Raw genomic sequence first — 26,199 nt, forward strand, 5'->3', positions numbered from 1 at the left:
TCCCGGCCCATCACCACGAGGAGAAACCGTGTCCGAGCTGCGCATCACCCTCGACGGCGGCGAGCGGGCGGTGCCGGCGGGCACCACCGCGGGCCAGGCGCTGGACGCCGACGGCCGCACCGTGATCGCGGCCCGGGTGAACGGCGAGCTGCGCGACCTCGCGGCCGGGCTGCGCGACGGCGACGCGGTCGAGCCCGTCGAGATCGGGTCCGACGACGGGCGCGCGATCATGCGGCACTCCGCCGCGCACGTCATGGCGCAGGCCGTCCAGGAGCTGTTCCCCGAGGCGAGGCTCGGCATCGGCCCGCCCGTCGAGAACGGCTTCTACTACGACTTCGACGTCGCCGAGCCGTTCACCCCCGACGACCTCAAGCGCGTCGAGAAGCGGATGCGCGAGATCGTCAAGCAGGGGCAGCGGTTCTCCCGCCGCGCCGTGTCCGACGACGACGCCCGCGCCGAGCTGGCCGCCGAGCCCTACAAGCTGGAGCTGATCGGCCTCAAGGGCTCCGGCGGCGCGGAAGAGGCCGCCGAGGGCGCGAGCGTCGAGGTCGGCGGCGGCGAGCTGACCATCTACGACAACCTCGACGCCAAGTCCGGCGAGCTGCGCTGGAAGGACCTGTGCCGCGGCCCGCACCTGCCGTCCACCCGCGTCATCCCCGCGTTCAAGCTGATGCGGACCGGCGGCGCCTACTGGCGCGGCAGCGAGAAGAACCCGCAGCTCCAGCGCATCTACGGCACCGCCTGGGAGTCCAGGGAGAAGCAGGACGAGTACCTGAGGTTCCTGGAGGAGGCCGAGAAGCGCGACCACCGCAGGCTCGGCGCCGAGCTCGACCTGTTCTCCTTCCCGAACGAGATCGGCAGCGGCCTCGCCGTCTTCCACCCGAAGGGCGGCGTCGTCCGCCGCGTCATGGAGGACTACTCCCGCAGGCGGCACGAGGAGAGCGGGTACGAGTTCGTCAACACCCCGCACATCACCAAGGGCGACCTGTTCGACACCTCCGGGCACCTCGGCTGGTACAAGGACGACATGTTCCCGCCGATGGAGGTCGACGGCGGCGACTACTACCTCAAGCCGATGAACTGCCCCATGCACAACCTGATCTTCCGGGCGCGCGGGCGGTCCTACCGGGAGCTGCCGCTGCGGCTGTTCGAGTTCGGGTCGGTGTACCGGTTCGAGAAGTCCGGCGTCGTGCACGGCCTCACCCGCGTCCGCGGCATGACCCAGGACGACGCGCACATCTACTGCACCCGCGAGCAGATGGTCGACGAGATCAAGAAGCTGCTCGCCTTCGTCCTCGACCTCCTCCGCGACTACGGGCTGAACGAGTTCTACCTGGAGCTGTCCACCAAGGACGACTCCGAGAAGTTCATCGGCTCCGACGACGAATGGGCGGAGGCCACCGCCGCGCTGCGCGAGTCGGCCGAGGAGTCCGGCCTCGACCTGGTCGACGACCCCGGCGGCGCCGCGTTCTACGGGCCGAAGATCTCCGTCCAGGCCAAGGACGCCATCGGCCGGACCTGGCAGCTGTCCACCATCCAGGTCGACTTCAACCAGCCCAAGCGGTTCGGGCTGGAGTACCAGGCCGCGGACGGCACCCGGCAGCAGCCCGTCATGATCCACCGGGCGCTGTTCGGGTCGATCGAGCGGTTCTTCGGCGTGCTGCTGGAGCACTACGCGGGCGCGATGCCGCCGTGGCTGGCGCCTGTGCAGGCCGTCGGGATCCCGATCGGCGACGCGCACGTCCCGCACCTGGAGAAGGTCGCCGCCGCGCTGCGCGAGCGGGGGATCCGGGTCGAGGTGGACGCCTCGTCCGACCGGATGCAGAAGAAGATCCGCAACGCGCAGAAGCAGAAGATCCCGTACATGCTGCTGGCGGGCGACGACGACGTGGCCAAGGACGCCGTGTCGTTCCGGTACCGCAACGGCGAGCAGAAGAACGGGGTCCCGATCGCCGAGGCGGCCGACGAGATCGTCAAGGCGGTCGAGGCCCGCGTGCAGATCTGACGGGCGGCTGGAGGCCCGGGTTGAACGGACGGTGGAGGAAGGGCGGGCGGCGCCCGGCGTGGCGCCCCCGGCGGGCGTGGCGCGCCCGCCGGCCCCGCTCGCCCTGGGTCCGGGTCGGCGGCTACGGCGGCGCCGTGCTGCTGGCGGCCGCCGCGCTCGCGGTGCTCCTCATGCCGCTGATGAACGACCGTAAGGAGGCCGGGGCCGCCGGTGCGGCCGGCTCGGCGAGCCCGTCGGCCGCGCCGCCCGGCGAGGGCCAGGGCGCCCCCGGCGGCACCGGTCCCGTGTCCCCGGAACGCGCCACCCCGCGGCAGGACGGCCGCGGTGACCCCTACCCCGGCGGTGCGGGCGGCGGCGGTCCCGAGATCCCCGAGCAGAACGGCTCGGCCGAGCCGTCGTGGTGCCCGCGCGGGACGGCCTACTACCGCGCCGTCCAGGACGGCGTCGACGTCGTGATCACCGTCTCCTCCAGCGGGGCGCTCCGCGCCGAGATGTCCCTCGACGGCGGGCGCTCGGCCGCGCAGCAGACCACCGTCAAGCGCGGCGGGCCGCACACGTTCCACTTCAGGGGCGTCGCGCCGGGGCTCGTCCAGCGCGTCAAGGTCACCACGGTGTCGGTCGGCGTCGCCATGCAGACGTGCTACGCCCGCGTGGCGGCCTGATCGGCGGGCAGCCGGACGTCCTCCACCGAGACGTTCACCGCGGCGATCCGCATCCCCAGCATCAGGCCCGCGACCCGCGCCACGTTCGCCTTCACCAGCTTGGCCACGTCCTTGATGACGGTGCCGTACTCCACCGCGATGGCGACGTCGAGCGCGACCTCGTCGGCGTGCTCGTCGAGATCGACGCGCACCCCGGCCCGCACGGTGTCCGATTTCTGGGCGTCCGGGCCCGGCGAAGCGGGGACGAGGGCGGCGACCCCGCCGATCTCCAGCGCGGCCAGCTCCGCGATCTTCCCGATGACCCCGTTCTCGATCGTGATGCGGCCGTCCACCGCCGTGGTGATGTCGCCGGGCGTGCCGTGCAGCGTCATCGGCAGCACGTTCGCGCCCGACGTCACCGCCGAGGTCGGCGCGGGGAGCGGGGCCCTCGGCGGCGGCACCGGCCCGCGCCGCGCGGCGGGACCGGGGAAGTAGGGCCCGGCGCCGGGCTCCGGTCTCGGCTCGCCACTTCCGCTGAAGCCCTTGTCGAGCCCGGTCATGATCGCTCCCTGGGGGTCGGTGGAGTGACCATGGTGGCGGAGCGACCCGCGGGACGTCACGTACGGATGTGATCGCGGGCGCGTCCCCCGCCCGCGCCCGCCGGGCAGCCCGGCTACAGCATCGGGGGCGTCTCTCTCTATGCTGCTGGTCAGGCCGTGAACAAAAGGAGACCGCCGCCTTGAGCGCAGAGAACCAGCCTGGGCCCCGCTTCGAGGAGGAGAGGGGCGGCGCGGGCGAGCCCGACCGATTCCAGCGGCTGTGGACCCCGCACCGGATGGCCTACATCAAGGGCGAGGGCAAGCCGACCGGGGCGGGCTCGGGCGACGGCTGCCCGTTCTGCGACATCCCTGACATGCCCGACGCGGACGGCCTCATCGTCGCCCGCGGCGCGTCGGTCTTCACGGTGCTGAACCTCTACCCCTACAACTCCGGGCACCTCATGGTCGTCCCGTACCGGCACGTCGCCGACTACGCCGACCTCGACGAGGCGGAGTACACGGAGCTGGCGGTGTTCACGCGGCACTCGCTCACCGCGCTGCGCAAGGCCAGCGGCGCGCAGGGCTTCAACGTCGGCATGAACCTGGGGCTCGTCGCGGGCGCGGGGATCGCGGCGCACCTGCACCAGCACGTCGTCCCGCGCTGGGGCGGCGACACCAACTTCATGCCGGTCGTCGGGCACACCAAGGTGCTGCCGCAGCTCCTGCGCGACACCCGGCAGATGCTCGCCGACGCCTGGCCCGCGTCATGAGCCCGCTCAGGCGGCGTGATCGCCCGGTGCTGGTGTACGACGGCGACTGCGGCTTCTGCACGTCCTCGGTGCGGTTCCTGGAGCGGTACGTGCCCGTCCGGGCGGAGATCGTCCCGTTCCAGCTCGCCGACCTGGACGAGCTCGGCACGACGGTCGAGCGCGCCGAGCACGAGGTGCTGTGGGTCGACCGGCTCGGCCGGGTCAGCGGCGGCGCGGACGCCGTCGGGCGGCTGCTGACCGACGCGGGCGGCGCCTGGCGGGTGCCCGGCGTGCTCATGCGGACCGCGCCGGTGAGCTGGGCCGCGCGCGCCGTCTACCGGCTCGTCGCGGCCAACCGGCACCACATGCCGGGCGGGACGGCGGCGTGCAGCCTCCCCGCCGAGCAGCGCCCCGGCGCCCGCCCGCCGGAGATCAGTGGGTGACCGGCTGCGTCAGCGGCTGACCGGCCGGGGGCGCGGGCGGCGTGGCCGCCGCCATCAGCTCGGAGACGGTGACGAACTCGAACCCCTTCGCGCGCAGCCCGCGGATCATGGGGACGAGGTTGCGCAGCGCCACCAGCCGGTCGGGCTTGCCGGTGTCGTGGGCCAGCACGATCGTGCCGGGCGTGGTGTTCTCGACGATGTAGTCGACCAGCTTCGGCGGGTCGTGCTGGTAGGTCTTCTCCAGCATCTTGATCGACCAGATGGTGACGTCGTAGCCGAGCTCCCCGGCGGCGCTCAGCGTCGCGCCGCCCAGCCGCCCGAACGGGGGCCGCAGGTGCCGGGGCTCCCTTCCGGTGATCGTCGCGATCGCCGCGTGCGCCCGGTGGATCTGCCGGCAGACCTCCCGATGGGGGAGCCGCGCCAGGTCGGCGTGCCCCCAGGTGTGGTTGCCGGCCTCGTGCCGGTCCATCCGCCCGTGCACCAGCCGCGCGTTGCGGACCACCCGCTCGCCCACCATGAAGAACGTCGCCTTGACGCGCTCCTCGTCGAGGACGTCGTAGACCATCGGGGACCACTTCGGCATGGGGCCGTCGTCGAACGTCAGCGCCACCAGCTTTTGCGAGGTGTCGACGGACCAGGTCACATCGACGTGCCCGTGGGTGGCCGCCGGCCGCCAGGGCGCGGCGTCCGGGACGGCCATCGCCGGTGCCTCGCCGTCCTCGCGCGGCGCCGCGGCGCCGATCCCGCCGCCGAGCGCGAGGCCGCTCGCGGCGATGCCCAGCCCCTTGATGACCTTGCGGCGCGTCGGCCCCGACGCCGCGGTCCCATCCCCCGTTTTTCCCATGGCGACTTGAGGTTCTCACGGGCGAACCGGGCCCGGCCTCCGCCTCAGGACCGAATCATGATCAGTCGGGGGGATGAGCTCCGGTACGGGTCTCTCCCCGTACCGGAGCACTCCTCAAGGGGGATCACCCCTCCTTGGACTCGGCGGCGACCTTGTCGGCCAGATGCGACGGGAGCGGCTCGTAGCGCAGGAACTCCCGGCTGAACGTGCCGGTGCCCTGCGACATTGACCGCAGGTCGATCGCGTACCGGACGATCTCCAGCTGCGGCACCTCCGCCTCGATCATCGTGCGGCCGCCGGGCACCGCGCGTGAGCCGAGCACCCGGCCGCGCCGCGACGACAGGTCGGACATGATCGGGCCCACGTACTCGTCGGCGATGAGCACGGCGACCTTGTCGACCGGCTCCAGGAGCAGGATCGGCACCTGACCGGCCGCGTCCTTGAGCCCGAGCGCCCCGGCGGCCTGGAACGCCATGTCCGAGGAGTCGACCGAGTGGGCCTTGCCGTCGTGCAGGGTGACCTTGATGTCCACCAGCGGATATCCCGCGGACACGCCGCGCGTCATCTGCTGCCGGACGCCCTTCTCGACCGACGGGATGAACTGCCGGGGGATCACCCCGCCGACGATCTTGTCGACGAACTCGAAGCCGCCACCGGACGGCAGCGGCTCCACCTCGATGTGGCAGATGCCGTACTGGCCGTGCCCGCCGCTCTGCTTGACGTGCCGGCCGAGACCCTTGGCGGACCCGCCGAACGTCTCCCGCAGCGGGACGCGCAGTTCGACCCGCTCGACCTCGACGCCGTACCGGGTCTTGAGCCGGTCGATCAGCACGTCGGCGTGCGCCTCGCCCATGCACCACAGCACGAGCTGCCGCGTCTCGGAGTTGTTCTCCAGCCGCAGCGTGGGATCTTCGGCGACGAGCCGGCCGAGCGCCTGGCTGAGCTTGTCCTCGTCGGCCTTGGACTTCGCCCGGATCGCCACCGGGAGCAGCGGGTCGGGCATCGTCCACGGGGCCATGACCATCGGGGAGCCGGGGTCGGACAGGGTGTCGCCGGACTCGGCGCGGGTGAGCTTCGCGACGGCGCAGATGTCGCCCGCGATGCAGGACGACACCGTCCGCTGCGCCTTGCCGAGCGGGGACGTCAGCGCGCCGACGCGCTCGTCGACGTCGTGGTCCTCGTGGCCGCGGTCCTCCATGCCGTGCCCGGAGACGTGCACGGTCGTGTCGGGACGCAGCGTCCCGGAGAACACCCGGACCAGCGAGATCCGCCCGACGTACGGGTCGGACGTGGTCTTGATCACCTCGGCGATCAGCGGCCCGTCCGGGTCGCAGGTGACCTCCTTCGCCGGGCCGCCCTTCACGGGGGTCACCGGCGGGATGCCGTGTTCGAGCGGGGACGGGAACGCCTGCGTGATGATCTCCAGCAGCTCCAGCATGCCGACGACCGGCCCCGGATGGTCGCCGTGCGGCACCGACGTCGCGAGGACGGGGTAGAAGCTGCCGCGCGCCACCGCGGTCTCCAGGTCGCCGATGAGCGCCTTGACGTCGAGGTCTTCACCGGAGAGGTACCGGTCCATGAGGGACTCGTCCTCGCTCTCCTGGATGATCCCCTCGATCAGCGACGCGCGCTGCTCGGCGATCTGGTCCAGGTACTCCGGGCCGGGGTCGCAGTCGGTGCGCTTCCCGGTGGAGTAGTCGAGGCACCGCTGCGTCAGGAGCCCGATGAGGCCCTTCAGCGAGTCCCCCTCGCTGATGGGGAAGTACAGCGGCGCGACGCCCTCGCCGAAGACGTCCTGGCAGGTCATGACGACGTCGTCGAAGTCGCCGCGCTGCTGGTCGATCTTGGTGACGACGACCGCGCGGGGCATCCCGACGGCGGCGCACTCCTCCCACAGCATCCGGCTGAGGCCGTCGATGCCGTCCACCGCCGAGATCACGAACAGCGCCGCGTCGGCGGCGCGCAGCCCGGCCCGCAGGTCGCCGACGAAGTCGGCGTAGCCGGGGGTGTCGATGAGATTGATCTTGATGCCGCCGTGCTCGAACGGGGCGAGCGCGAGGTTCACCGAGCGCTGCTGGCGCACCTCGACCTCGTCGAAGTCGCTGACGGTGGTGCCGTCCTCGACCTTTCCCGCCCGCTGCAGCGTGCCGGTGGCGGCGAGGAGCGCCTCCACCAGCGTCGTCTTCCCGGCCCCGGAATGGCCGACCAGCGCGACATTGCGCACCTTGTCGCACCCGCCGGCCTCCGGTGCCCTGCCGGGGGCTCCCGGGTGGCCTCCCTTGTCCGCCATGACTACCTCCTCGGAGGGGTCCGCGCGTGTCGCACACGTGCGGGGCCCGCGTACGGTTGGGGCCCGGCCCCCCGGTGCGGGGCCCGGCCCTGACGTCCGAGTGCGGCGTCCGACCTCGTCCAACGTGCGTGACCGACGTCACACCCGTACCACCACCTTTTCCCGTGGCGAGCGGGACCACAAGGGGTGAAGGACAATCAACCGTGATCTGTCCGCGGCGCGGCGGGCGCAAACCCGGGCGCGGGCACCGGTACGCGCCGGTCGCACTACGATTGGCGCCCCGAGACCAGCAGAACGGACGGCGATGCTCAACAAGATCAGGCCCGGACTGGAACGCGCCCTCACCCCCGTCGGCCACGCGGTCGCGCGGATCGGGCCGTCGCCGAACGCGATCACCGTCGTCGGGACGCTCGGCGTCGCCGCGGGCGCGCTCGTGCTGTTCCCGCTGGGCGAGTTCTTCTGGGGCACGATGGTCATCACCGCGTTCGTGCTGTTCGACATGCTGGACGGCGCCGTCGCCCGCGTCACCGGCAAGATCTCCAAGTTCGGCGCGTTCCTCGACTCCACCATGGACCGGGTCGCCGACGCCGCGATCTTCTCCGGGCTGATGATCGGGCTGTACCGGGACGACCGGGAGCTGCTCGCCGGGGTCGCGCTGTACTGCCTGGTCGCCGGGGTCGTGGTGTCCTACGCCAAGGCCCGCGCCGAAGGGCTCGGCTACACCTGCAACGTCGGCATCGCCGAGCGCGCCGAGCGCCTCATCGTCGCGCTGGTCGCCGCCGGGTTCGACGGGCTCGGCGTCCCGTTCATCCTCGCGGTCGCGCTGTGGGCGCTCGCCGCGCTGAGCACGATCACCATCGGGCAGCGGTTCGCGACGGTCTACGCCCAGGCGAAGGACGCCGCCACGTCCGGCGACCAGGCGAAGTCCGATGGCGGCGCCGACGAGAGCGCCCCGGCCAGAGACTCCGCGCCGGAGCCGAGACCGTGAACGCCGCCCGCCCGCGGGAGCGCGCCGCGGAACTGCGGGACGAGGTCGCCGACGCCGCCTACGCCTTCGGCTGGACGGTCGTCCGGAAGATGCCCGAGGGCGCGGCCCGCCTGGCGTTCACCGCGCTCGCCGACCGCACCTGGCACCGCTGCGGCGCGGGCGTGCGGCAGCTGGAGAAGAACCTGTGCCGCGTCCTCGGCAAGGACGCCGTCGACGACGAGGTCCGCGTCCTCAGCAAGAAGGTGCTGCGGTCCTACTTCCGCTACTGGCTGGAGGTGTTCCGGCTACCGGAGTACGACCGGGCGCGGATCCTCGGCCGGATGCGCATCACCGGCGAGAAGAAGATCTTCACCACCCTCGGCTCCGGCCGCGGCGTCATCCTCGCGCTGCCGCACATGGGCAACTACGAGCACGCGGGCGCATGGCTCGTGCACTGCGGGTATCCCTTCACCACGGTCGCCGAGCGGCTCAGGCCCGAGTCGCTGTTCGACCGGTTCGTCGAGTTCCGGGAGGGTCTCGGCATGGAGGTGCTCGCGCACCGCGGCGCGTCGGCGTACGGGCGCATGGCCCAGCGGCTCCGCGCGGGCAGGCCGGTGTGCCTCGTCGTCGACCGCGATCTGACCGAGAGCGGCATCGACGTCGAGTTCTTCGGCGCCACCGCCCGGATGCCCGCGGTTCCGGCGTCGCTCGCCCTCCAGACCGGCGCCGCCCTCATCCCCGTGACACTCTGGTACGAGGGCGAGTACTGGGCGGCGCGCGTCCACGAGGAGATCCGGATACCGGACGAGGGCGGCAGGCAGGAGAAGATCCAGGCCATGACCCAGGAACTCGCGGGGGTCTTCGAGGCGGGCATCGCCGCCCACCCCGAAGACTGGCACATGCTGCAGAAGGTCTGGGTGGAAGACCTTGCGGACGGGGGTAGATGAAAGCCGGTGCGGGGGTGAAGGTCGGCATGGGGATGAAGGTCGGCATCGTCTGCCCGTACACGTGGAATGTGCCGGGCGGCGTCCAGCAGCACATCGGCGACCTCGCCGAGGCGCTGATCGCGCTCGGCCACGAGGTTTCGGTGATCACGCCCGCGGACGACGACGCGCGCCTCCCGCCCTACGCCGTGTCGGCCGGGCGCGCGGTCCCCGTCCCCTACAACGGGTCGGTGGCCCGGCTGGCGTTCGGGTTCCTGTCGGCGGGACGCGTCCGGCGCTGGATCAACGAGGGCGGCTTCGACGTCCTGCACGTCCACGAGCCCGCGGCGCCGTCGCTCGGCCTGCTCGCCTGCTGGGCGGCCGACGGCCCGATCGTCGGCACCTTCCACGCCTCGTTCGTGAAGTCGCGGGCGCTGTCGGCCATGTCGCCTATCCTGGGCAGCGCGCTGGAGAAGCTCACCGGCCGGATCGCCGTGTCCGAGGCCGCCCGCACCAGCCTCGTCGACCATCTCGGCGGCGACGCCGTGCTGATCCCGAACGGCGTCGCGACCGAGCGGTACGCGATGGCGGACCCGCTGCCCGGCTGGCCCGGCCGCGTCCCGTCCGCGGGCGCCGGGACGCCCGGCGACGGCGACGGCGGCGTGCTCGGGTTCCTCGGCCGGATGGACGAGCCCCGCAAGGGCCTGGACGTCCTGCTGCGCGCCTTCGAGATCCTCGGACGGCGGCGCCCCGGCCTGCGGCTCCTGCTCGCCGGGCCCGGCGACGTCGGCGACGTCGCGTCCCGCGTCTCGCCCGAGCTGCGCGACCGCGTCGTCATCCTCGGCATGGTCAGCGAGGCCGACAAGGTCCGCGCCTACCACTCGGTGGACGTGTTCGTCGCGCCGAACCTCGGCGGCGAGAGCTTCGGCATCGTCCTCGTGGAGGCGATGTCGGCGGGCGCGCCCATCCTGGCCAGCGACATCGAGGCGTTCGACCGGGTCCTGCTCGGCGGCCGCGCCGGGGCGCTGTTCCCGGCCGGTGACCACGAGGCCCTCGCGGCCGCCGCCGGCGACCTCCTCGACGACCCGGCCCGCCGCAAGCAGCTGTCGGCGGAGGCGCGCGCCGCCGTGCGCGCCTACGACTGGTCGTCCGTCGCCCGCGACGTGCTCCGGGTCTACGAGACGGTCACCGACTCGGGCGTGGGCGTCGTCGAGTCCGGCCTCGGCGCGTAGGCGGCGGCGGATGTCCTACGACTGGATCATCGACGTCCTGTTCTGGGTCGCCGTCGCGTTCCTCGTCGCCGTGTACGTGTCGTGGCGCGCCACCCGCCTCGACCGGCTGCACGTCCGCGTCGAGACCGCCCGCGCCGCGCTGGACGCCGCCCTGGTCAGGCGCGCCGCCGCCGCGCTGGAGCTGGCCGCGTCCCGGCTGCTCGACCCGGCCGCCAGCCTCGTTCTCGCGACCGCCGCGCACGAGGCGCGCACCGCCGACGCCGACAACCGCGAGTTCGCCGAGAGCGACCTGTCCCGGGCGCTGCGCGCCGTCGTCGACCAGCCCGAGTTCGTCGGCACCCTCACCGCCCGCGGCAAGGGGGAGGGCGAGGCCGTGCTGGACGAGCTGTCCTCGTCCGCCGCGAAGGTCGCCTACGCGCGCCGCTTCTACAACGACGCCGTCGCCCAGGCCAGGATCGCGCGCCGCAAGCCCCTCATCCGGGTCCTGCCGCTCGCCGGCCGCGCCCCGCTCCCGGACTTCTTCGAGATCGACGACGACCCGCCCGGCATCTGACCGGCCCGGCCGCTGAACGGCCTGGCCTCGCGAAACCGTACCCCGCCAGGGGGCGGGTTCACGCCGCCGTGTTCGCTACCCTCTGGCAGACCGTCCAAGGGAGGGGCATATCGTGCGATCCGTTTGGGGCACCACCGGCCGGCGCCGGACCGCGGTGTGGCTCGGCGTCCTCACCGCCGCGGCCGTCCTGCCGGCCTGCTCTGACTCCGGCGACCCCACGTCGGCGCCCCCGCCGCGCGCGACCGGCGAGCCGGGGGAGTCCCCGGCCCCCGAGCCCGCGACGCACCCGTTCACCGGCGGCACGAAGGGCGTGACCAACCCCGTCCTCGCCGTCAAGATCGAGAACACCCGGCCCGCGTTCCCGCAGAGCGGGGTGACGGCCGCCGACATCGTCTACGTCGAGCAGGTCGAGGGCGGCGAGACCCGGCTGATGGCGGTGTACTCCTCCAAGCTGCCGAAGCGGGTCGGGCCCGTCCGCAGCGCCCGCATCTCCGACCTGCACATCCTGCCGCAGTTCGGCCGGCCCGCCTTCGCGTTCTCCGGCGTCCAGAGCAAGATGAAGAAGTACGTCCGCAAGTCGCCCGCGTACGAGGTCTCCCAGGAGAAGGCGGGCGGCGCCTACTACCGGTTCGGCGGCAAGCCCGCCCCGTACAACCTGTACGCCGACCCGAAGGCCCTGCTCAAGCGGGCCCCGAAGGCCACCCCGCCGCAGGACGTCGGGTTCCGCTTCGGCGACGCGCCCGCCACCGGCGGCAAGCCGGTCAAGACGTTCACCGCGAAGTGGCCGACCGCGCGGATGGGGTTCACCTGGTCGGCCAAGCACAAGCGGTGGCTCGCGAGCTGGGGCGGGAGCCCCAGCCGCGCCGCCGAGGGCGGGCGGCTCGGCGGGCAGACGGTCGTCATCCAGTACGCCAAGACCACCCGGTCGAAGTTCCACGACTTCCTCGGCAGCTACACCCCGCTGATCGACACCACCGGCACGGGGCGGGCGCTCGTCCTGCGCGACGGGAAGGCGTACAAGGCCAACTGGTCCCGCACGGCCGAGGACAAGGGCACCACGTTCACCACCGAGACCGGCGAGCCGATGAACTTCGCGCCCGGGCAGGTCTGGATGGTGCTAGTCAACGCCGGCAAGCCCTACATCCCGTAAGCGCCGCCGGGGAGCGGCTGACACTCTGCCGGGTCCGGGCCTCCGCTAAGCAGGGAATATCATGGAAGGAGACTAATCGCCTGTTACGTGAGGAATGCCCGTGCCCACTTCCACTCCCGTCCCTGACGACACCGCGCCCGAGAAGGGAACCGCCCGCGTCAAGCGCGGCATGGCGGAGATGCTCAAGGGCGGCGTGATCATGGACGTCGTCACGCCCGAGCAGGCGAAGATCGCCGAAGACGCGGGCGCCGTCGCCGTCATGGCCCTGGAGCGGGTGCCCGCCGACATCCGCGCCGAGGGCGGCATCTCCCGGATGAGCGACCCCGACATGATCGACGGGATCATCTCCGCGGTGTCCATCCCGGTGATGGCCAAGGCCCGCATCGGCCACTTCGTCGAGGCGCAGGTGCTGCAGGCGCTCGGCGTCGACTACGTCGACGAGTCCGAGGTGCTCACGCCCGCCGACTACGACAACCACATCGACAAGTGGGCCTTCACCGTCCCGTTCGTCTGCGGTGCCACGAGCCTCGGCGAGGCGCTGCGGCGTATCACCGAGGGCGCGGCGATGATCCGCTCCAAGGGCGAGGCCGGCACCGGAGACGTCTCCAACGCCACCACCCACATGCGCAGGATCCGCCAGGAGATCCGCCGCCTGCAGAACCTGCCCGAGGACGAGCTGTTCGTCGCCGCCAAGGACCTCCAGGCCCCCTACGAGCTGGTCAAGGAGGTCGCGGAGGCCGGGAAGCTGCCCGTCGTGCTGTTCACCGCAGGCGGCATCGCCACCCCCGCCGACGCGGCCATGATGATGCAGCTCGGCGCCGAGGGCGTCTTCGTCGGCTCCGGGATCTTCAAGTCCGGCAACCCGGCGCAGCGCGCCGAGGCGATCGTGAAGGCCACCACCTTCCACGACGACCCGGGCGTCCTCGCCAAGGTGTCGCGCGGGCTCGGGGAGGCCATGGTCGGCATCAGCGCCGCCTCGCTCGGCGAGGACCAGAAGTTCGCCGGACGCGGCTGGTAAACGGGCGCCCCCACTCCACAGCGCGCCCTTACAGGGTTTACGCTGGCGACGCGGCCGGTCAGGGAGAGATCCCTGGGCGGCGCCCGGCCGCGGGAGGGGAGAGCATGGCTTGGTCGGTCGCGCTGGCGTGCGCGAGCGCGGGTGAGCCCGGTGAGGTGTTCCGGCCGGGCCTCGTGCCCGATCCGGACGCCGCCGCGGAGATCGCGCGCGGGCTCTACCCGGCGGACACTCTCATGGAGACCGGCGACACCGTCCTCGACTTCGCGCTCTGGCCGTACGAGGACGAGCTGTTCGTCGGCGCGTTCGAGCGGGCCCTGCTGCTGTGCGACCGGCGGCTGTTCTGCCTCGACGACGACGCCCGCCGGATCGCCGACACCGCCGCGGCCGCGCTGCCCGGCTCGCGCTGCGGGGTGCTGGTCCTGCACACCGTCATCCGCGGCTGCTGGTTCCGCTGGTACGAGGACGGCGAGCTGCGCCGCGAGGTGTTCGTCACCGCCGAGGACGGCGTCGTCGTCGACCAGGGCGAGCGGCTCCCCGCCGAGCGGCCGTTCTGGCAGGCCATCGACGCGGGCGCGGCCGACGTGCCGCTGCCGTTCGACCCGGAGGAGTTCGGGCTCGCGCTCGCCGAGGCGCACATGTTCGGCCGCGGCATCGCCGACCGCGGCGAGGACGGCTTCCTGCCGCTGGAGCTCCCGCTCCGCCGCTTCAAACACGCCTGAACCACCGTCCTCCAGCCCCCGCCCACCGCCATTCGACGGACGGGCTCCGCTCGACGCCCCCCGGCGCCCCGTCGCTGGGAAGACGTGCCGTGCCGCACGGCGTTGTACGGAACGTCCAAAGCTGGTCGATCCCCCGGAAGGTTCCACGTGACTGCTGTGCCCACGATCGGTGTCCTCGCCCTGCAAGGCGACGTGCGCGAGCACGCGCACGCGCTGGAGGCGGCGGGCGCGCGCACCCTCGCCGTGCGCCGCCGCGAGGAGCTGGAGCGGGTGGACGGGCTCGTCCTGCCCGGCGGGGAGTCCACCACGATGTGGCGGCTGGCGCGCTCGTTCGACCTGCTGGAACCGCTCCGCAAGCGGATCGAGGCCGGGATGCCCGCCTACGGTTCCTGCGCCGGGATGATCATGCTGGCGGACCGGATCCGGGACGGCGTCGCCGGCCAGGAGACCGCGGGCGGGATCGACATGACCGTGCGCCGCAACGCCTTCGGCCGACAGGTCGACTCGTTCGAGTCCGACGTCGTGCTGACCGGCATGGGGGACACGCCGTACCACGCCGTTTTCATCCGCGCGCCGTGGGTGGAGTCAGTCGGGGACGCCGTCGAGGTGCTCGGACGCACCGCGCCCGTGCCGGAGGGGGGCCCGAACGCCGGTAGGATCGTCGCCGTCCGCCAGGGGCGTCTCATGGCGACCGCGTTCCACCCGGAGCTGACAGGCGATTTCCGCGTGCACCACTACTTCGCCGATCTGGTGCGCCGGACGACAGAGGAGGAATGACAGAATGTCCGGCCATTCCAAATGGGCGACCACCAAGCACAAGAAGGCGGCCCTCGACGCCAAGCGGGGCAAGCTCTTCGCCAAGCTCATCAAGAACATCGAGGTCGCGGCCCGGACGGGCGGCGGTGACCCGGACGCCAACCCGACCCTCTACGACGCCATCTACAAGGCGAAGAAGAACTCGGTCCCCAACGACAACATCGAGCGCGCCCGCAAGCGCGGCGCCGGGGAAGAGGCCGGCGGCGCCGACTGGCAGAACATCACCTACGAGGGCTACGCGCCCGGTGGTGTCGCCATCCTGATCGAGTGCCTGACCGACAACCGCAACCGGGCCGCCTCCGAGGTCCGCGTCGCGCTCACCCGCAACGGCGGCTCGCTCGCCGACCCGGGCTCGGTCTCCTACATGTTCAACCGCAAGGGGGTCGTGATCGTCCCGAAGTCCGGCACCAGCGAGGACGACGTGATGATGGCCGTCCTGGACGCCGGGGCCGAGGAGGTCAACGACCTCGACGAGGAGAACTTCGAGGTCGTCAGCGAGGCCGCCGACCTGGTCGCGGTCCGCACCGCCCTGGTCGACGCCGGGATCGACTACGACTCGGCCGAGAGCAAGTTCCTGCCGAGCGTCACCGTCCCCCTCGACGAGGACAACGCCAAGAAGGTCTTCCGCCTCCTCGACGCGCTCGAGGACTCCGACGACGTCCAGGACGTCTACGCCAACTTCGACGTCAGCGACGAGGTCCTCGCCACACTCGACTAGCCGGCACCCCGGCGGCGCTCCCGGCACCGGGAGGCGTGGCATACGGTCTGGATCATGGAGATCCGTGCCCTGAAGGCGGCCGAGGCGACCGCCGTCCGCGACATCCTGTCCCGCGCCTTCGGGCCGATGACGGACGAGACGTGGGAACGGCGCAACACCTCGTTCCTGCCGACGGTGGAGGCGGGGCGGGTGCTCGCCGCGTTCGACGGCGGCGAGGTCGTCGCCACCGGCACCCTGTACGACATGACCCAGTGGTGGCACGGGCGGGCCGTGTCCATGGCGGGCCTGAGCGGGATCACCGTCGCGCCGGAGGAGCGGGGCCGGGGGCTCGGCGGTCGGCTGATGACCGACCTCCTGGAGCGCTGCGTCCGGTTCGGCCACCCCTTGGCGATGTTGTATCCGGCCACCACTGCCTTCTACCGGTCGGTGGGCTGGGAGCAGGCCGGCGCGCAGCACCACATCGTGATCGACACCGAGGCGCTGCGCCGGGTCGCGGCGGAGCGGGTCCCCGTCCGCAGGGCGAGCGTGGACGACGCCGCCGAGGTGGCCGCCGTCGTCGGGCGGACCCACCAGGCGTCCCTGGACTGCGGCCCCGTCGGCACGCCCGAGGCCATGTGGCGCAGGACGCTCGAGAACCGCGACGAGTACTGCTACCTGGCCGAGGACGGGTTCCTCTCCTACCGGTGGGCTGACAGCGGCGACGGGATGCAAGTCACCAAGCTCGTGGCGTCGTCGGAGCGGACGCTGCGGGCCCTGTGGGCCATCGTCGGCTCCGGCTCCTCGACCGCGGAGACCGTCCGCGTCTGCCTCGCGCCGTTCGACCCGGCGCTGTGGCTGCTCCGCGAGCGGGAATGGGAGACGGTCACCCGCAACCAGTGGATGCTGCGCCTGGTGGACGCGCCCGCCGCGATCGAGGCGCGCGGCTATCCCTCCGGCGTCAGCGCCGCGGTTCCCCTCCTCATCGACGACCCGCAGCTTCCCGCGAACTCCGGCCACTGGCGGCTGGAGATCAAGGACGGCGAGGGGCGGCTGGAACGCTCGCCCGAGCCGCGCGGCGGCGACGCGGACACCGTCCGGGTCGGCGCGCGGGGACTCGCGGCCCTGTACGCCGGCGTCCCGGTCGCCACGCTGCGCCGCACCGGGCTGCTAGCGGGCGGGAACCCCGCGGCGCTGGCCGCCGCGTTCGCCGCCGCCCCGTTCAGCCTCGACTTCTTCTGAGTTCCGGGACACGCTCTACGCCCGGGAGACGGTGTCCTCCCGGCTTGATAGCGTTCGGCCGAACAGATGATCGAAGGAGTGGCCGTGCGGGTGATGGGGGTGGACCCCGGGCTCACCCGGTGCGGGGTGGGGGTCGTCGAAGGCGCCCCGGGCAAGCGGCTCCGGCTGGTGCACGTGTCCGTCGTGCGGACCGCCCCCGACGACGACATCGCCCTGCGCCTGCTGGGCATCGAGGCGGGCATCGAGGCGCTCGTGGCCGAGCTGCGGCCCGAGGCCGTCGCCGTCGAGCGGGTGTTCTCCCAGCACAACGTCCGCACCGTGATGGGCACCGCGCAGGCCGCCGGGATCGCGATCCTGGTGGCGGCCCGCCGCGGGCTGCCCGTCACGCTGCACACCCCGAGCGAGGCCAAGGCCGCCGTCACCGGGAACGGCCGCGCCGACAAGGCCCAGGTGACCAGGATGGTGACCCAGCTCCTGTCCCTGGACGCGCCGCCCAAGCCCGCGGACGCGGCCGACGCACTCGCGCTCGCCATCTGCAACGTGTGGCGCGGCGGCGCCCAGCAGCGCCTGGCGAACGCCCAGCGGTCGCGGATCGAGGAGGCGGCGCGGGCCGAGCGGGAACGCCTCGCCGCCCGGAGCAGTGCCGCCAAGAGCAGAGGAGGAGCCAGCGAATGATCGCCTTCGTCAGCGGCCGGGTGGCCGCCGCCGGGCCCGACGGGGCGGTGATCGACGTGCACGGCGTCGGCCTGTCGGTCCAGTGCACCCCCGCCACGCTCGCGGGGCTGCGGGTGGGCGAGCAGGCGAAGGTGCCGACGTCGCTGATCGTCCGTGAAGACTCGCTCACCCTGTTCGGGTTCGCCGACGACGACGAGCGCACCGTCTTCGAGCTGCTGCAGACCGCCGGCGGCGTCGGGCCGCGGCTCGCGCTCGCGATGCTCGCCGTGCACACCCCGAACGCGCTGCGCCGCGCGATGGCCACCGAGGACGTCACCGCGCTCACCCAGGTCCCCGGCATCGGCAAGAAGGGCGCGCAGCGCATCGTCCTGGAGCTGAAGGACCGGCTCGGCGGCCCGATCGGCGACGGCGGCGCCGACGTCCGCGCGCCCGCCCGCACCGAGCCGTGGCGCGAGCAGGTCCAGATGGGCCTGATCAACCTCGGCTGGTCCGCCAAGGACGCCGACGCCGCCGTGTCCGCCGTCGCCGCCGACCTCGACGGCGCCGAGACGCCCCCCGTCGCGACCCTCCTGAAGTCCGCGCTTAAGAAGCTCAGCAAATGAGCGAACCCGAACGGCTGGTTTCCGCGGGCGCGGACGGGCCCGAGGAGCAGATGATCGAGGCCGCGCTGCGGCCCAAGAAGCTCGACGACTTCATCGGGCAGGAACGCGTCCGCGAGCAGCTCTCGCTCGTGCTGCACAGCGCCCTGCGGCGCGGCCGGACGCCCGACCACGTGCTGCTGTCGGGCGGGCCCGGTCTCGGCAAGACCACCCTCGCCATGATCATCGCGGCGGAGCTGGGGCAGCCGCTGCGTATCTCCTCCGGGCCCGCCATCGAGCGGGCCGGCGACCTCGCGGCGGTGCTGTCCACGCTCGCCGAGGGCGAGGTGCTGTTCCTGGACGAGATCCACCGCCTGGCGCGTCCCGCAGAAGAGATGCTCTACATGGCGATGGAAGACTTCCGGGTCGACGTCGTCGTCGGCAAGGGGCCCGGCGCCACCGCCATCCCCCTGGACATCGCGCCGTTCACGCTGGTCGGCGCCACCACCCGGGCGGGCATGCTGCCCGGCCCGCTGCGCGACCGGTTCGGGTTCGTCGCCCACATGGACTTCTACGAGCCCGCCGAGCTGGAGGTCATCGTCCGGCGGTCGGCGCGGCTGCTGGACGTGGAGATCAGCGACGACGCCGCCGCCGAGGTCGCCGGGCGCTCGCGCGGCACGCCCCGCATCGCCAACCGGCTGCTGCGCCGCGTCCGCGACTACGCCGAGGTCCGCGGCGACGGGACGGTCACCAGGGAATCCGCCCGGACGGCCCTGGCGTTGTACGAGGTGGACGAACGGGGCCTCGACCGGCTCGACCGGGCCGTCCTCGGGTCGCTGCTGCGCAAGTTCGGCGGCGGTCCGGTCGGCCTGTCGACGCTGGCGGTGGCCGTCGGGGAGGAGCCGGAGACCGTGGAAGTGGTCGCCGAGCCGTTCCTCGTCCGGCAGGGCCTGCTGGCCAGGACGCCGCGGGGACGGGTCGCCACGGGCGCCGCATGGGCACATCTCGGGCTGACTCCGCCGCCGACGGCGCCGATGGCCGGGACGCTGTTCGATATCGAGGAAGACCGGGACGAGACGGCCGATCGGCCCGAATAGTGATCATTCGGGTAACGGGTTGGGAACTTCCCGGCGTCGTCGATCGTCGCGTCGTTGCCGGGGTCTGGCGTACTCTCTAGACTCCGGGACTTGGTCGACCGTTCTCCAGCCGGCGGTCCCGTGGACGTGACCGGTCCGGTCACAAGGCTCCGGTCACAAGGCTGGGCAAACGACATCGGAAGGATGCCCCTGTAATGGGCAGCGAACTTATACTCGCCGCGGAATCGGGCGGGAGCGGGGCCTTCAACCTGCTCCTTCTCGTCGCAGTTCCCCTGGTCTTCTACTTCCTGCTGATCCGCCCGCAGAGCCGGCGACGCAAGCAGCAGATGGAGATGCAGAACGCCATGACGCCCGGCGCCCGGGTTCTGACGACCAGCGGCATGCGCGCCACCGTCGTGGAGGTCGATGACGACGGCGTCGTGCTGGAGATCGCCGACGGCGTCGAGGTGCGCTTCGTCAAGGCCGCCGTCATGCAGGTCCTCAAGGACGACGAGCCCGAAGACCTCGACGACGAGCACGACGAGGCGGGCGAGGACGAGGCCGACGACGGCGATGCCGTCGACCTCTCCAAGGACGGCGTCGAGGACGCCGCGGACGACGAGGCCGAGTCCGAGGGGGCGGACGAGGACGAGGAGTCCAAGCCCAAGGGGAGGACCAAGGTCAAGGCGTCGGACAAGCCGTCCGCCTGACCCTTCCCCGGTGTCGGAAAACCTAGACGGGAAGTAAGACGACAAGTGGCTCCGCCCAGTATCGCTCCCAAGCCGGGGCGCACGCTTCTCGCGCTCTTCGCCATCCTGGTGGTGCTCTCCGGCGTCGCCGTCTGGCAGGGCCAGACGACGCCCAAGCTGGGGCTGGACCTCGCCGGCGGCACGACGGTGACGCTCACCGCCAAGACCTCCTCCGGCAAGAACCCGCCCGCCCAGCAGATGGACCAGGCCGTCAAGATCATGACCCAGCGGGTCAACGGCCTCGGGGTCTCCGACGCGGAGGTCGCCAAGCAGGGCAGCAACAACATCGTGGTGAACGTGCCCGGAGAAGGGCAGGGCCGCGTCGTCAGCCTGATCGGCACGACGGCGAAGCTCCAGTTCCGCCAGGTGTTCGCCGTCGCCGACGGCAAGCCGTCGGCGGGCACGGCCCCGGCGCCGGGCGCGAGCCCGTCCGGCGACGCCAAGCCCGGCGACGACAAGAGCCCGTCGGCGACGCCGTCCACCAGCGCCAAGCCGTCGGGGTCCGCGTCGCCCACGCCGCGCGGCAAGGCGCTGTCGGGCGCGCTGACCGAGCCGACGCCGTCCGCCTCGGCGAGCCCGTCAGCGGCGCCGTCCCCGACGTCGCCGCTGGTCCCGCCGGCAGGCCAGCCGCTGCCGGGCCAGGACCCGCGAGCGCCACCGGCGGACTACACCGGCGTCACCGACCGGGCCGTCATCCAGCAGTTCGAGGCGCTCAACTGCTACACCGGCGACCGGCGCGCCCCCGGCTCCAACGACCCGAAGCGCCAGTTCGTCGCCGCCTGCGACCAGGACGAGGAAGGCGGCCAGATCGCCAAGTACATCCTCGGACCCGTCCGGGTGCTCGGCGAGAACGTGGACGGCGCCAACCCGATGCCGCCGAACGCCCAGCAGGGCCAGGCCAGCTGGTCGGTCTCGCTCGACTTCGACGGCAAGGGCGGCCGCCAGTTCGGCGAGATCACCACCGACGCCTACGCCGCCTACCAGCAGGACCCGAACTCTCCCCGGGCGCAGGTCGCGATCGTCCTCGACGGGCGCGTCGTCTCCGCGCCCAGCATCAGGGAGGGCGCGATCACCGGCGGCACCGCCACCATCGACGGCCCGCCCGACAGCTTCGACCAGCGGTACGCGACCGACCTCGCGAACGTCCTCAAGTACGGGGCGCTGCCGCTGGAGTTCACGCAGAGCTCCATCGACGAGGTGTCCTCCACACTGGGCTCCGACCAGCTGACCGGCGGGCTCATCGCCGGCGCGATCGGGCTCGGCCTCGTCGTCCTGTACTGCATGTTCTACTACCGCGGCCTCGGCCTCGTCGCGGTGGCCAGCCTGATCGTGGCGGCGGGCATCACCTACCTCTCGGTCGTGATCCTCGGTGACGGGATCAACTTCCGGCTCTCGCTCCCGCACATCATCGGACTCATCGTCTCCATCGGCATCACCGCCGACTCGTTCATCGTGTACTTCGAGCGGCTGCGGGACGAGCTGAGAGCCGGGCGCAAGCTCCGGCCGTCGGTGGAGACCGCCTGGAAGCGGGCGCGGCGCACCATCCTGGTCGCCGACGCGGTGACCTTCCTCGCCGCGCTGGTGCTGTACTTCCTCGCGGTCGGCGGCGTGGCCGGGTTCGCGTTCGCGATGGGCCTGACGACGCTCATCGACATCGTCGTGGTGTTCTTCTTCACCAAGCCGCTCGTCGCGCTGCTGTCCCGGACGAAGTTCTACGGCCGCGGCCATCCGCTGTCCGGCCTCGACCCGCGCAAGCTCCATCGCGCGGCGCAGAAGACGTCCGCCGCCACCGCCGGCACGAGCCAGGAGGTCTGAGCCATGGGACTGCGTTCCGCCACCTCGCGGATCTACCGTGGCGAGATCAGCGCCGACATCGTCGGCCGCCCGAAGATCTGGACGGCGATCTCCGGGCTGCTCCTGGTGCTGTCCATCGCGGGACTGCTCGTCCAGGGCCTCAACTTCGGCGTCGAGTTCAAGGGCGGGTCGGTCTTCACGTTCAAGGCCCCCGGCGCCTCGATCGAGGAGGTCCGCGCCGCCGTCGCCGGCGGCGACGTCCACCAGGTCATCGTGCAGAAGGCCGGCGGCGACTGGCGGGTCACGACCGAGAGCCTGACCTCGACGCACGTCACCGAGGTCAAGACGCACGTCGGTCAGGAGCTGAACGTCCCCGCCGACAAGATCAGCACGCAGGTCGTCGGCGCCTCCTGGGGCGGTGAGATCCAGGAGAAGGCGTGGCAGGCGCTGATCGTCTTCATGATCTTGATCATCCTGTACCTGTCGCTGGCGTTCGAGTGGCGGATGGCGGTCGCCGCCGTCGTCGCCCTCGTCCACGACCTGGTGATCACGGCGGGCATCTACGCCTGGTCCGGGTTCGAGGTCACACCGGCGACCCTGCTGGGCTTCCTGACCATCCTCGGTTATTCGCTGTACGACGCGGTCGTCGTCTTCGACATGATCAAGGAGGTCACGAAACCGCTCACCCCGACCTCCAAGACCACCTACAGCCAGGCGGCCAACCAGGCGCTCAGCAGCACGCTGGTGCGCTCCCTGAACACCTCGCTGGTGGCGATCCTCCCGGTCGGCGCGATCCTGTTCATCGGCACCACGCTGTTCGGCGCCGGGACGCTGAAGGACCTGTCGCTCGCGCTGTTCGTCGGCATGATCGTCGGGACGTACTCGTCGATCTGCGTGGCGACGCCGCTGCTCGTCCAGTTCAAGGAGCGCGAGCCGAAGTACAAGCAGATCCGCGAGAACCTCGCCCGGCGCGAGCAGAGCGCCAAGCGGCAGGCCAAGGCCGCCAAGGTGAAGGCCACCGCGGGCGGGCCGCGGGAGGCGCCCGACGACGCGCCGTCCGGCGAGGCGTCCGGTGAACCGGGCGATGACGCCACCGACCTCAGAAGCACCGTCACCGTGAAGAAGGTGGTGCAGACGGGGCAGCGGCAGCAGCCCAGGCGCGGCACCCGCCAGCAGCGCCGCGGCGGTGGCGGCGGCAAGTAGCACGCGACAGCAGGACCGGCAGGACGCACCGGGCCGTGCCCGCACCCGTCACGGGGTCTCGTGAAGGGTGCGGGCACGGCCCGTGCGGGCATAGAGAGCGGCAGGACGACGGCCGATATCGGCACAGGGAGCGCGACGTGGACCTCGGCAAGCTGATCCAGGACCGGATCCGCGACGTGGACGACTACCCGCAGCCCGGGGTGGTCTTCAAGGACATCACGCCGCTGCTGGCCGACCATGTCGCCTTCGCCGGGGTCGTGGACACCATCGTCAACCACTACGGCCGCGGCACCATCGACAAGATCGTCGGCATCGAGGCGCGCGGCTTCATCCTCGCCGCGCCCGTCGCCTACCACTTCGGCGCGGGCTTCGTCCCGGTGCGCAAGAAGGGGAAGCTGCCGTCGCGGACGCACGAGGAGACCTACGATCTCGAATACGGGACCGAGACGATCGAGATCCATCTCGACGCGCTCCGGCCCGGCGAGCGGGTGCTGATCGTCGACGACGTCCTCGCCACCGGCGGGACGGCCGCGGCCGCCGCCGAACTCGTCCGGCGGAGCGGCGCGGAGGTCGCCGGGCTGTCGGTCCTGCTCGAGCTGTCGTTCCTCAACGGACGCGACAAGCTGCGGAATCTAAACGTTCATTCCCTGGTTACGGTCTAGTACGAAAAGGGTGCCGGATACACTGGCGCAATCAGGGCCCGGTGGGGACGGGCGCATCCCGCGGGGCACGGAGGCAATCGCGCCCGCACGGCTAAGGAGGCTGGGTGCCAGGTGAGGTGGTATCGACCGACGCGGTGAACGACGCCGCCGAGGCCCCCACGGCAGGGGCCCGCCCGGCACGGGAGCCCGCGGCGGAAACGCCGCGCCCGCCCGCCCGCAAGCCTCCCGAGACCGCCGCGCCCTCCGAGACCGCCACATCCTCCGAAACCGCCACGCCCCCTCCGCAGCAGCCTTCCGGCCCCCGCGCCGGCGCCGAAGCGTCCGGCACCCCGGCGGACGCCGCCCCGTCCGCAGTCCCGTCCAGGCCCACGCCGGCCACGATTCCACCGTCTGCCGCCCGGGTGCGCCGTAGGCTCGCCAGGTTGGGCGCCCAGCGCGGCCCCGCTATGAACCCGGTACTAGAACCACTGATCAAGACCGTCCGCAACACGCACCCGAAGGCCGACCTGCGGCTCATCGAGCGCGCCTACGACGTCGCCGCGCACCACCACCGCGACCAGAAGCGCAAGAGCGGCGACCCGTACATCACGCATCCGCTCGCCGTCGCGACCATCCTCGCCGAGCTCGGCATGAACACCGAGACGCTCTGCGCCGCGCTGCTGCACGACACCGTCGAGGACACCCCCTACACCCTGGAGCAGCTCACCGCCGACTTCGGCGACGAGATCGGCTCGCTGGTCGACGGGGTCACCAAGCTCGACAAGGTCAAGTACGGCGAGGCCGCCGAGGCCGAGACCGTCCGCAAGATGGTCGTGGCCATGTCCCGCGATATCCGCGTCCTGGTGATCAAGCTCGGCGACCGGCTGCACAACATGCGGACGCTGCGCTACATGCCGCGCCACAAGCAGGAGAAGAAGGCCCGCGAGACCCTCGAGGTGTTCGCGCCGCTCGCGCACCGGCTCGGCATGAACACGCTGAAGTGGGAGCTGGAAGACCTCGCGTTCGCCACCATGTACCCGAAGCGGTTCGACGAGATCGCCCGGCTGGTGTCCGAACGCGCCCCGCGCCGCGACGTCTACCTGCAGGAAGTGATCGAGAACGTCTCCACCGACCTGCGCGAGGCCCGGATCAAGGCCACCGTGACCGGCCGGCCGAAGCACTACTACTCGATCTACCAGAAGATGATCGCGCGGGACGTCTCCTTCGACGACATCTACGACCTGGTCGGCATCCGGGTCCTCGTCGACAGCGTCCGCGACTGCTACGCCGCGCTCGGCTCGATCCACGCGCGATGGAACCCGGTCCCCGGCCGGTTCAAGGACTACATCGCGATGCCGAAGTTCAACATGTACCAGTCGCTGCACACGACGGTGATCGGCCCGGAGGGCAAGCCCGTCGAGCTGCAGATCCGCACGTGGGGCATGCACCGCCGCGCCGAGTACGGCGTCGCCGCGCACTGGAAGTACAAGGAGGAGACGGTCGGCGGCCGCAAGGCCGGTGACATGCAGTGGCTCCGCCAGCTCCTCGACTGGCAGAAGGAGACCGCCGACCCGGCCGAGTTCCTGGAGTCGCTGCGGTTCGACCTGTCGGTCTCCGAGGTGTTCGTGTTCACCCCGAAGGGCGACGTGATCGCGCTTCCGCAGGGCGCGACGCCGGTCGACTTCGCGTACGCGATCCACACCGAGGTCGGGCACCGATGTATCGGCGCCCGCGTCAACGGGCGGCTCGTGCCCCTCGAGTCGACCCTCGACAACGGCGACACCGTCGAGGTGTTCACCTCCAAGTCGCAGGACGCCGGCCCGAGCCGCGACTGGCTCGGCTTCGTCAAGAGCGCCCGCGCCCGCAACAAGATCAAGCACTGGTTCTCCAAGGAGCGCCGCGACACCGCGATCGAGTCCGGCAAGGACGCCATCGCCCGCGCGATGCGCAAGCAGAACATGCCGCTGCAGCGGATGATGTCCGGGGAGGCGCTGCTCGCCCTCGCCCGCGACCTCCGCTACCCGGACGTCTCGTCCCTGTACGCGGCGGTCGGCGAGAGCCAGATTTCGGCGCAGAACGTCGTGCAGAAGCTCGTGGACGCGCTCGGCGGCGTGGAGAGCGCCGACGAAGACCTCGCCGAGATCGCGCTGCCGACCCGCCGCAAGCGGAGCCGTCCGGCGGGCGACCCGGGCGTCGTCGTCGCCGACGACCCGGACGTGTGGGTCCGGCTGTCGCGCTGCTGCACCCCGGTGCCCGGCGACGACATCGTCGGGTTCGTGACGCGCGGGCACGGTGTGTCGGTGCACCGCGCCGACTGTTCCAACATCGCCAGCCTGAAGGCGCAGCCCGACCGGCTGATCGACGTCAAATGGTCTCCGGGCGAAGACTCGGTCTTCCTCGTCGCGATCCAGGTCGAGGCGCTCGACCGGCCCCGGCTGCTGTCGGACGTGACGCGCGTCCTGTCCGACCAGCACGTCAACATCCTGTCGGCATCGGTCACCACGACCCGCGACCGGGTCGCGGTGTCGCGGTTCACGTTCGAGATGGGCGACCCGAAGCACCTCGGGCACGTACTGAAGGCCGTCCGGTCCATTGACGGCGTCTACGACGTCTACCGGACGACCAGCGGCGCCACCCGCTAAGGGCGGCGCCGCTCAC

The 26,199-nt window shown here is 71.9% G+C and carries 25 protein-coding genes; 22 read left to right on the plus strand and 3 right to left on the minus strand.

Features of this window, described 5'->3' with window-relative positions; genetic code table 11:
* Positions 1 to 28: 28 nt before the first annotated feature.
* On the plus strand, positions 29 to 2,005 hold the full coding sequence (thrS, locus tag ACH34S_RS39700) for a threonine--tRNA ligase (protein WP_395958090.1): 1,977 nt from the start codon (positions 29 to 31) through the stop codon (positions 2,003 to 2,005).
* Positions 2,006 to 2,025: 20 nt separating this feature from the next.
* Positions 2,026 to 2,667: a hypothetical protein gene (locus ACH34S_RS39705; protein ID WP_395958091.1), complete on the plus strand. Its 642-nt coding sequence runs from the start codon at positions 2,026 to 2,028 to the stop codon at positions 2,665 to 2,667.
* On the opposite strand, the gene ACH34S_RS39710 is transcribed toward ACH34S_RS39705, so the two are convergent.
* On the minus strand, positions 2,646 to 3,206 hold the full coding sequence (locus ACH34S_RS39710; RefSeq protein ID WP_395958092.1) for an Asp23/Gls24 family envelope stress response protein: 561 nt from the start codon (positions 3,204 to 3,206) through the stop codon (positions 2,646 to 2,648). The two genes, ACH34S_RS39705 and ACH34S_RS39710, sit on opposite strands and share 22 nt — an antisense overlap.
* A 179-nt stretch (positions 3,207 to 3,385) precedes the next feature.
* Here ACH34S_RS39710 and ACH34S_RS39715 point away from each other — a divergent pair, with 179 nt between their 5' ends.
* The gene (locus ACH34S_RS39715; RefSeq protein WP_395958093.1) at positions 3,386 to 3,955 is read left to right on the plus strand and encodes an HIT family protein; all 570 of its coding nucleotides are present in this window, start codon (positions 3,386 to 3,388) and stop codon (positions 3,953 to 3,955) included.
* On the plus strand, positions 3,952 to 4,377 hold the full coding sequence (locus ACH34S_RS39720; protein ID WP_395958094.1) for a thiol-disulfide oxidoreductase DCC family protein: 426 nt from the start codon (positions 3,952 to 3,954) through the stop codon (positions 4,375 to 4,377). Before ACH34S_RS39715 ends, ACH34S_RS39720 begins: the two co-directional genes overlap by 4 nt.
* Here the strand turns inward: ACH34S_RS39720 and ACH34S_RS39725 are convergent.
* Both ACH34S_RS39725 and ACH34S_RS39730 read right to left on the minus strand, forming a co-directional pair.
* Positions 4,367 to 5,221: a polysaccharide deacetylase family protein gene (locus tag ACH34S_RS39725; RefSeq protein ID WP_395958095.1), complete on the minus strand. Its 855-nt coding sequence runs from the start codon at positions 5,219 to 5,221 to the stop codon at positions 4,367 to 4,369. The genes ACH34S_RS39720 and ACH34S_RS39725 overlap by 11 nt on opposite strands.
* Positions 5,222 to 5,345: 124 nt before the next feature.
* Positions 5,346 to 7,511, minus strand: coding sequence for an elongation factor G-like protein EF-G2 (locus ACH34S_RS39730; RefSeq protein WP_395958096.1), 2,166 nt, complete (start codon positions 7,509 to 7,511; stop codon positions 5,346 to 5,348).
* Positions 7,512 to 7,815: 304 nt separating this feature from the next.
* Here ACH34S_RS39730 and pgsA point away from each other — a divergent pair, with 304 nt between their 5' ends.
* The 18 genes from pgsA to ACH34S_RS39820 all read left to right on the plus strand — a co-directional run bounded on the left by pgsA (position 7,816) and on the right by ACH34S_RS39820 (position 26,183).
* Positions 7,816 to 8,499 carry a phosphatidylinositol phosphate synthase gene (gene pgsA, locus ACH34S_RS39735; RefSeq protein ID WP_395958097.1) on the plus strand — a complete coding sequence of 228 codons (684 nt, stop codon included), beginning with the start codon at positions 7,816 to 7,818 and terminating at the stop codon, positions 8,497 to 8,499.
* The gene (locus ACH34S_RS39740) at positions 8,496 to 9,425 is read left to right on the plus strand and encodes a phosphatidylinositol mannoside acyltransferase (protein ID WP_395958098.1); all 930 of its coding nucleotides are present in this window, start codon (positions 8,496 to 8,498) and stop codon (positions 9,423 to 9,425) included. The genes pgsA and ACH34S_RS39740 overlap by 4 nt, the downstream gene beginning before the upstream one ends.
* Positions 9,426 to 9,457: 32 nt before the next feature.
* The gene (locus tag ACH34S_RS39745; RefSeq protein WP_395958155.1) at positions 9,458 to 10,633 is read left to right on the plus strand and encodes a glycosyltransferase family 4 protein; all 1,176 of its coding nucleotides are present in this window, start codon (positions 9,458 to 9,460) and stop codon (positions 10,631 to 10,633) included.
* A 10-nt stretch (positions 10,634 to 10,643) separates the two neighbouring features.
* Positions 10,644 to 11,186, plus strand: coding sequence for a hypothetical protein (locus ACH34S_RS39750; RefSeq protein ID WP_132176853.1), 543 nt, complete (start codon positions 10,644 to 10,646; stop codon positions 11,184 to 11,186).
* A 112-nt stretch (positions 11,187 to 11,298) separates the two neighbouring features.
* Positions 11,299 to 12,336 carry a DUF3048 domain-containing protein gene (locus tag ACH34S_RS39755; RefSeq protein ID WP_395958099.1) on the plus strand — a complete coding sequence of 346 codons (1,038 nt, stop codon included), beginning with the start codon at positions 11,299 to 11,301 and terminating at the stop codon, positions 12,334 to 12,336.
* A 94-nt stretch (positions 12,337 to 12,430) separates the two neighbouring features.
* Complete coding sequence (gene pdxS / locus ACH34S_RS39760; RefSeq protein ID WP_395958100.1) at positions 12,431 to 13,354, plus strand: pyridoxal 5'-phosphate synthase lyase subunit PdxS; 924 nt, start codon at positions 12,431 to 12,433, stop codon at positions 13,352 to 13,354.
* A 104-nt stretch (positions 13,355 to 13,458) separates the two neighbouring features.
* Entirely contained in the window at positions 13,459 to 14,073 is a 615-nt protein-coding gene (locus ACH34S_RS39765) for a DUF6928 family protein (protein ID WP_395958101.1), read from the plus strand.
* 147 nt (positions 14,074 to 14,220) lie between these two features.
* A complete protein-coding gene (gene pdxT / locus ACH34S_RS39770) occupies positions 14,221 to 14,850 on the plus strand; it encodes a pyridoxal 5'-phosphate synthase glutaminase subunit PdxT (protein ID WP_395958102.1) in 630 nt (209 codons plus the stop codon).
* Positions 14,851 to 14,854: 4 nt separating this feature from the next.
* Positions 14,855 to 15,607: a YebC/PmpR family DNA-binding transcriptional regulator gene (locus ACH34S_RS39775; RefSeq protein ID WP_395958103.1), complete on the plus strand. Its 753-nt coding sequence runs from the start codon at positions 14,855 to 14,857 to the stop codon at positions 15,605 to 15,607.
* A 54-nt stretch (positions 15,608 to 15,661) separates the two neighbouring features.
* Positions 15,662 to 16,825, plus strand: a complete 1,164-nt coding sequence (gene eis, locus ACH34S_RS39780; RefSeq protein ID WP_395958104.1) for an enhanced intracellular survival protein Eis — start codon at positions 15,662 to 15,664, stop codon at positions 16,823 to 16,825.
* Between the two features lie 66 nt (positions 16,826 to 16,891).
* Positions 16,892 to 17,500 (plus strand): crossover junction endodeoxyribonuclease RuvC, encoded by a 609-nt coding sequence (ruvC, locus tag ACH34S_RS39785; protein WP_395958105.1) that lies wholly within the window; start codon positions 16,892 to 16,894, stop codon positions 17,498 to 17,500.
* Positions 17,497 to 18,102, plus strand: a complete 606-nt coding sequence (ruvA, locus tag ACH34S_RS39790; protein WP_395958106.1) for a Holliday junction branch migration protein RuvA — start codon at positions 17,497 to 17,499, stop codon at positions 18,100 to 18,102. The genes ruvC and ruvA overlap by 4 nt, the downstream gene beginning before the upstream one ends.
* Complete coding sequence (gene ruvB / locus ACH34S_RS39795) at positions 18,099 to 19,175, plus strand: Holliday junction branch migration DNA helicase RuvB (RefSeq protein WP_395958107.1); 1,077 nt, start codon at positions 18,099 to 18,101, stop codon at positions 19,173 to 19,175. The genes ruvA and ruvB overlap by 4 nt, the downstream gene beginning before the upstream one ends.
* A 194-nt stretch (positions 19,176 to 19,369) precedes the next feature.
* Complete coding sequence (gene yajC / locus ACH34S_RS39800; RefSeq protein ID WP_395958108.1) at positions 19,370 to 19,864, plus strand: preprotein translocase subunit YajC; 495 nt, start codon at positions 19,370 to 19,372, stop codon at positions 19,862 to 19,864.
* A 45-nt stretch (positions 19,865 to 19,909) separates the two neighbouring features.
* Complete coding sequence (gene secD, locus ACH34S_RS39805; protein ID WP_395958109.1) at positions 19,910 to 21,718, plus strand: protein translocase subunit SecD; 1,809 nt, start codon at positions 19,910 to 19,912, stop codon at positions 21,716 to 21,718.
* A 3-nt stretch (positions 21,719 to 21,721) separates the two neighbouring features.
* Positions 21,722 to 22,900 carry a protein translocase subunit SecF gene (secF, locus tag ACH34S_RS39810; RefSeq protein WP_395958110.1) on the plus strand — a complete coding sequence of 393 codons (1,179 nt, stop codon included), beginning with the start codon at positions 21,722 to 21,724 and terminating at the stop codon, positions 22,898 to 22,900.
* A 137-nt stretch (positions 22,901 to 23,037) separates the two neighbouring features.
* On the plus strand, positions 23,038 to 23,562 hold the full coding sequence (locus tag ACH34S_RS39815; protein ID WP_395958111.1) for an adenine phosphoribosyltransferase: 525 nt from the start codon (positions 23,038 to 23,040) through the stop codon (positions 23,560 to 23,562).
* A gap of 446 nt (positions 23,563 to 24,008) precedes the next feature.
* Complete coding sequence (locus tag ACH34S_RS39820; RefSeq protein ID WP_395958156.1) at positions 24,009 to 26,183, plus strand: RelA/SpoT family protein; 2,175 nt, start codon at positions 24,009 to 24,011, stop codon at positions 26,181 to 26,183.
* Positions 26,184 to 26,199: the final 16 nt, after the last annotated feature.

The organism is Actinomadura sp. 3N508 (assembly GCF_044326375.1).
GTDB lineage: Bacteria > Actinomycetota > Actinomycetes > Streptosporangiales > Streptosporangiaceae > Spirillospora.

What these genes read in the sequence shown, in the direction of transcription:
- ACH34S_RS39725 (WP_395958095.1), bottom strand. Translation starts at nt 5,221, where the DNA reads ATGGGAAAAACGGGGGATGGGACCGCGGCGTCGGGGCCGACGCGCCGC.
- pdxS (WP_395958100.1), top strand. Translation starts at nt 12,431, where the DNA reads ATGCCCGTGCCCACTTCCACTCCCGTCCCTGACGACACCGCGCCCGAG.
- ruvA (WP_395958106.1), top strand. Translation starts at nt 17,497, where the DNA reads ATGATCGCCTTCGTCAGCGGCCGGGTGGCCGCCGCCGGGCCCGACGGG.
- ACH34S_RS39745 (WP_395958155.1), top strand. Translation starts at nt 9,458, where the DNA reads ATGAAGGTCGGCATCGTCTGCCCGTACACGTGGAATGTGCCGGGCGGC.
- ACH34S_RS39775 (WP_395958103.1), top strand. Translation starts at nt 14,855, where the DNA reads ATGTCCGGCCATTCCAAATGGGCGACCACCAAGCACAAGAAGGCGGCC.
- pgsA (WP_395958097.1), top strand. Translation starts at nt 7,816, where the DNA reads ATGCTCAACAAGATCAGGCCCGGACTGGAACGCGCCCTCACCCCCGTC.
- ACH34S_RS39710 (WP_395958092.1), bottom strand. Translation starts at nt 3,206, where the DNA reads ATGACCGGGCTCGACAAGGGCTTCAGCGGAAGTGGCGAGCCGAGACCG.
- ACH34S_RS39820 (WP_395958156.1), top strand. Translation starts at nt 24,009, where the DNA reads ATGAACCCGGTACTAGAACCACTGATCAAGACCGTCCGCAACACGCAC.
- ACH34S_RS39765 (WP_395958101.1), top strand. Translation starts at nt 13,459, where the DNA reads ATGGCTTGGTCGGTCGCGCTGGCGTGCGCGAGCGCGGGTGAGCCCGGT.
- yajC (WP_395958108.1), top strand. Translation starts at nt 19,370, where the DNA reads ATGGGCAGCGAACTTATACTCGCCGCGGAATCGGGCGGGAGCGGGGCC.
- ACH34S_RS39750 (WP_132176853.1), top strand. Translation starts at nt 10,644, where the DNA reads ATGTCCTACGACTGGATCATCGACGTCCTGTTCTGGGTCGCCGTCGCG.
- ruvB (WP_395958107.1), top strand. Translation starts at nt 18,099, where the DNA reads ATGAGCGAACCCGAACGGCTGGTTTCCGCGGGCGCGGACGGGCCCGAG.
- ACH34S_RS39720 (WP_395958094.1), top strand. Translation starts at nt 3,952, where the DNA reads ATGAGCCCGCTCAGGCGGCGTGATCGCCCGGTGCTGGTGTACGACGGC.
- ACH34S_RS39730 (WP_395958096.1), bottom strand. Translation starts at nt 7,511, where the DNA reads ATGGCGGACAAGGGAGGCCACCCGGGAGCCCCCGGCAGGGCACCGGAG.
- ruvC (WP_395958105.1), top strand. Translation starts at nt 16,892, where the DNA reads ATGATCGAAGGAGTGGCCGTGCGGGTGATGGGGGTGGACCCCGGGCTC.
- secF (WP_395958110.1), top strand. Translation starts at nt 21,722, where the DNA reads ATGGGACTGCGTTCCGCCACCTCGCGGATCTACCGTGGCGAGATCAGC.
- eis (WP_395958104.1), top strand. Translation starts at nt 15,662, where the DNA reads ATGGAGATCCGTGCCCTGAAGGCGGCCGAGGCGACCGCCGTCCGCGAC.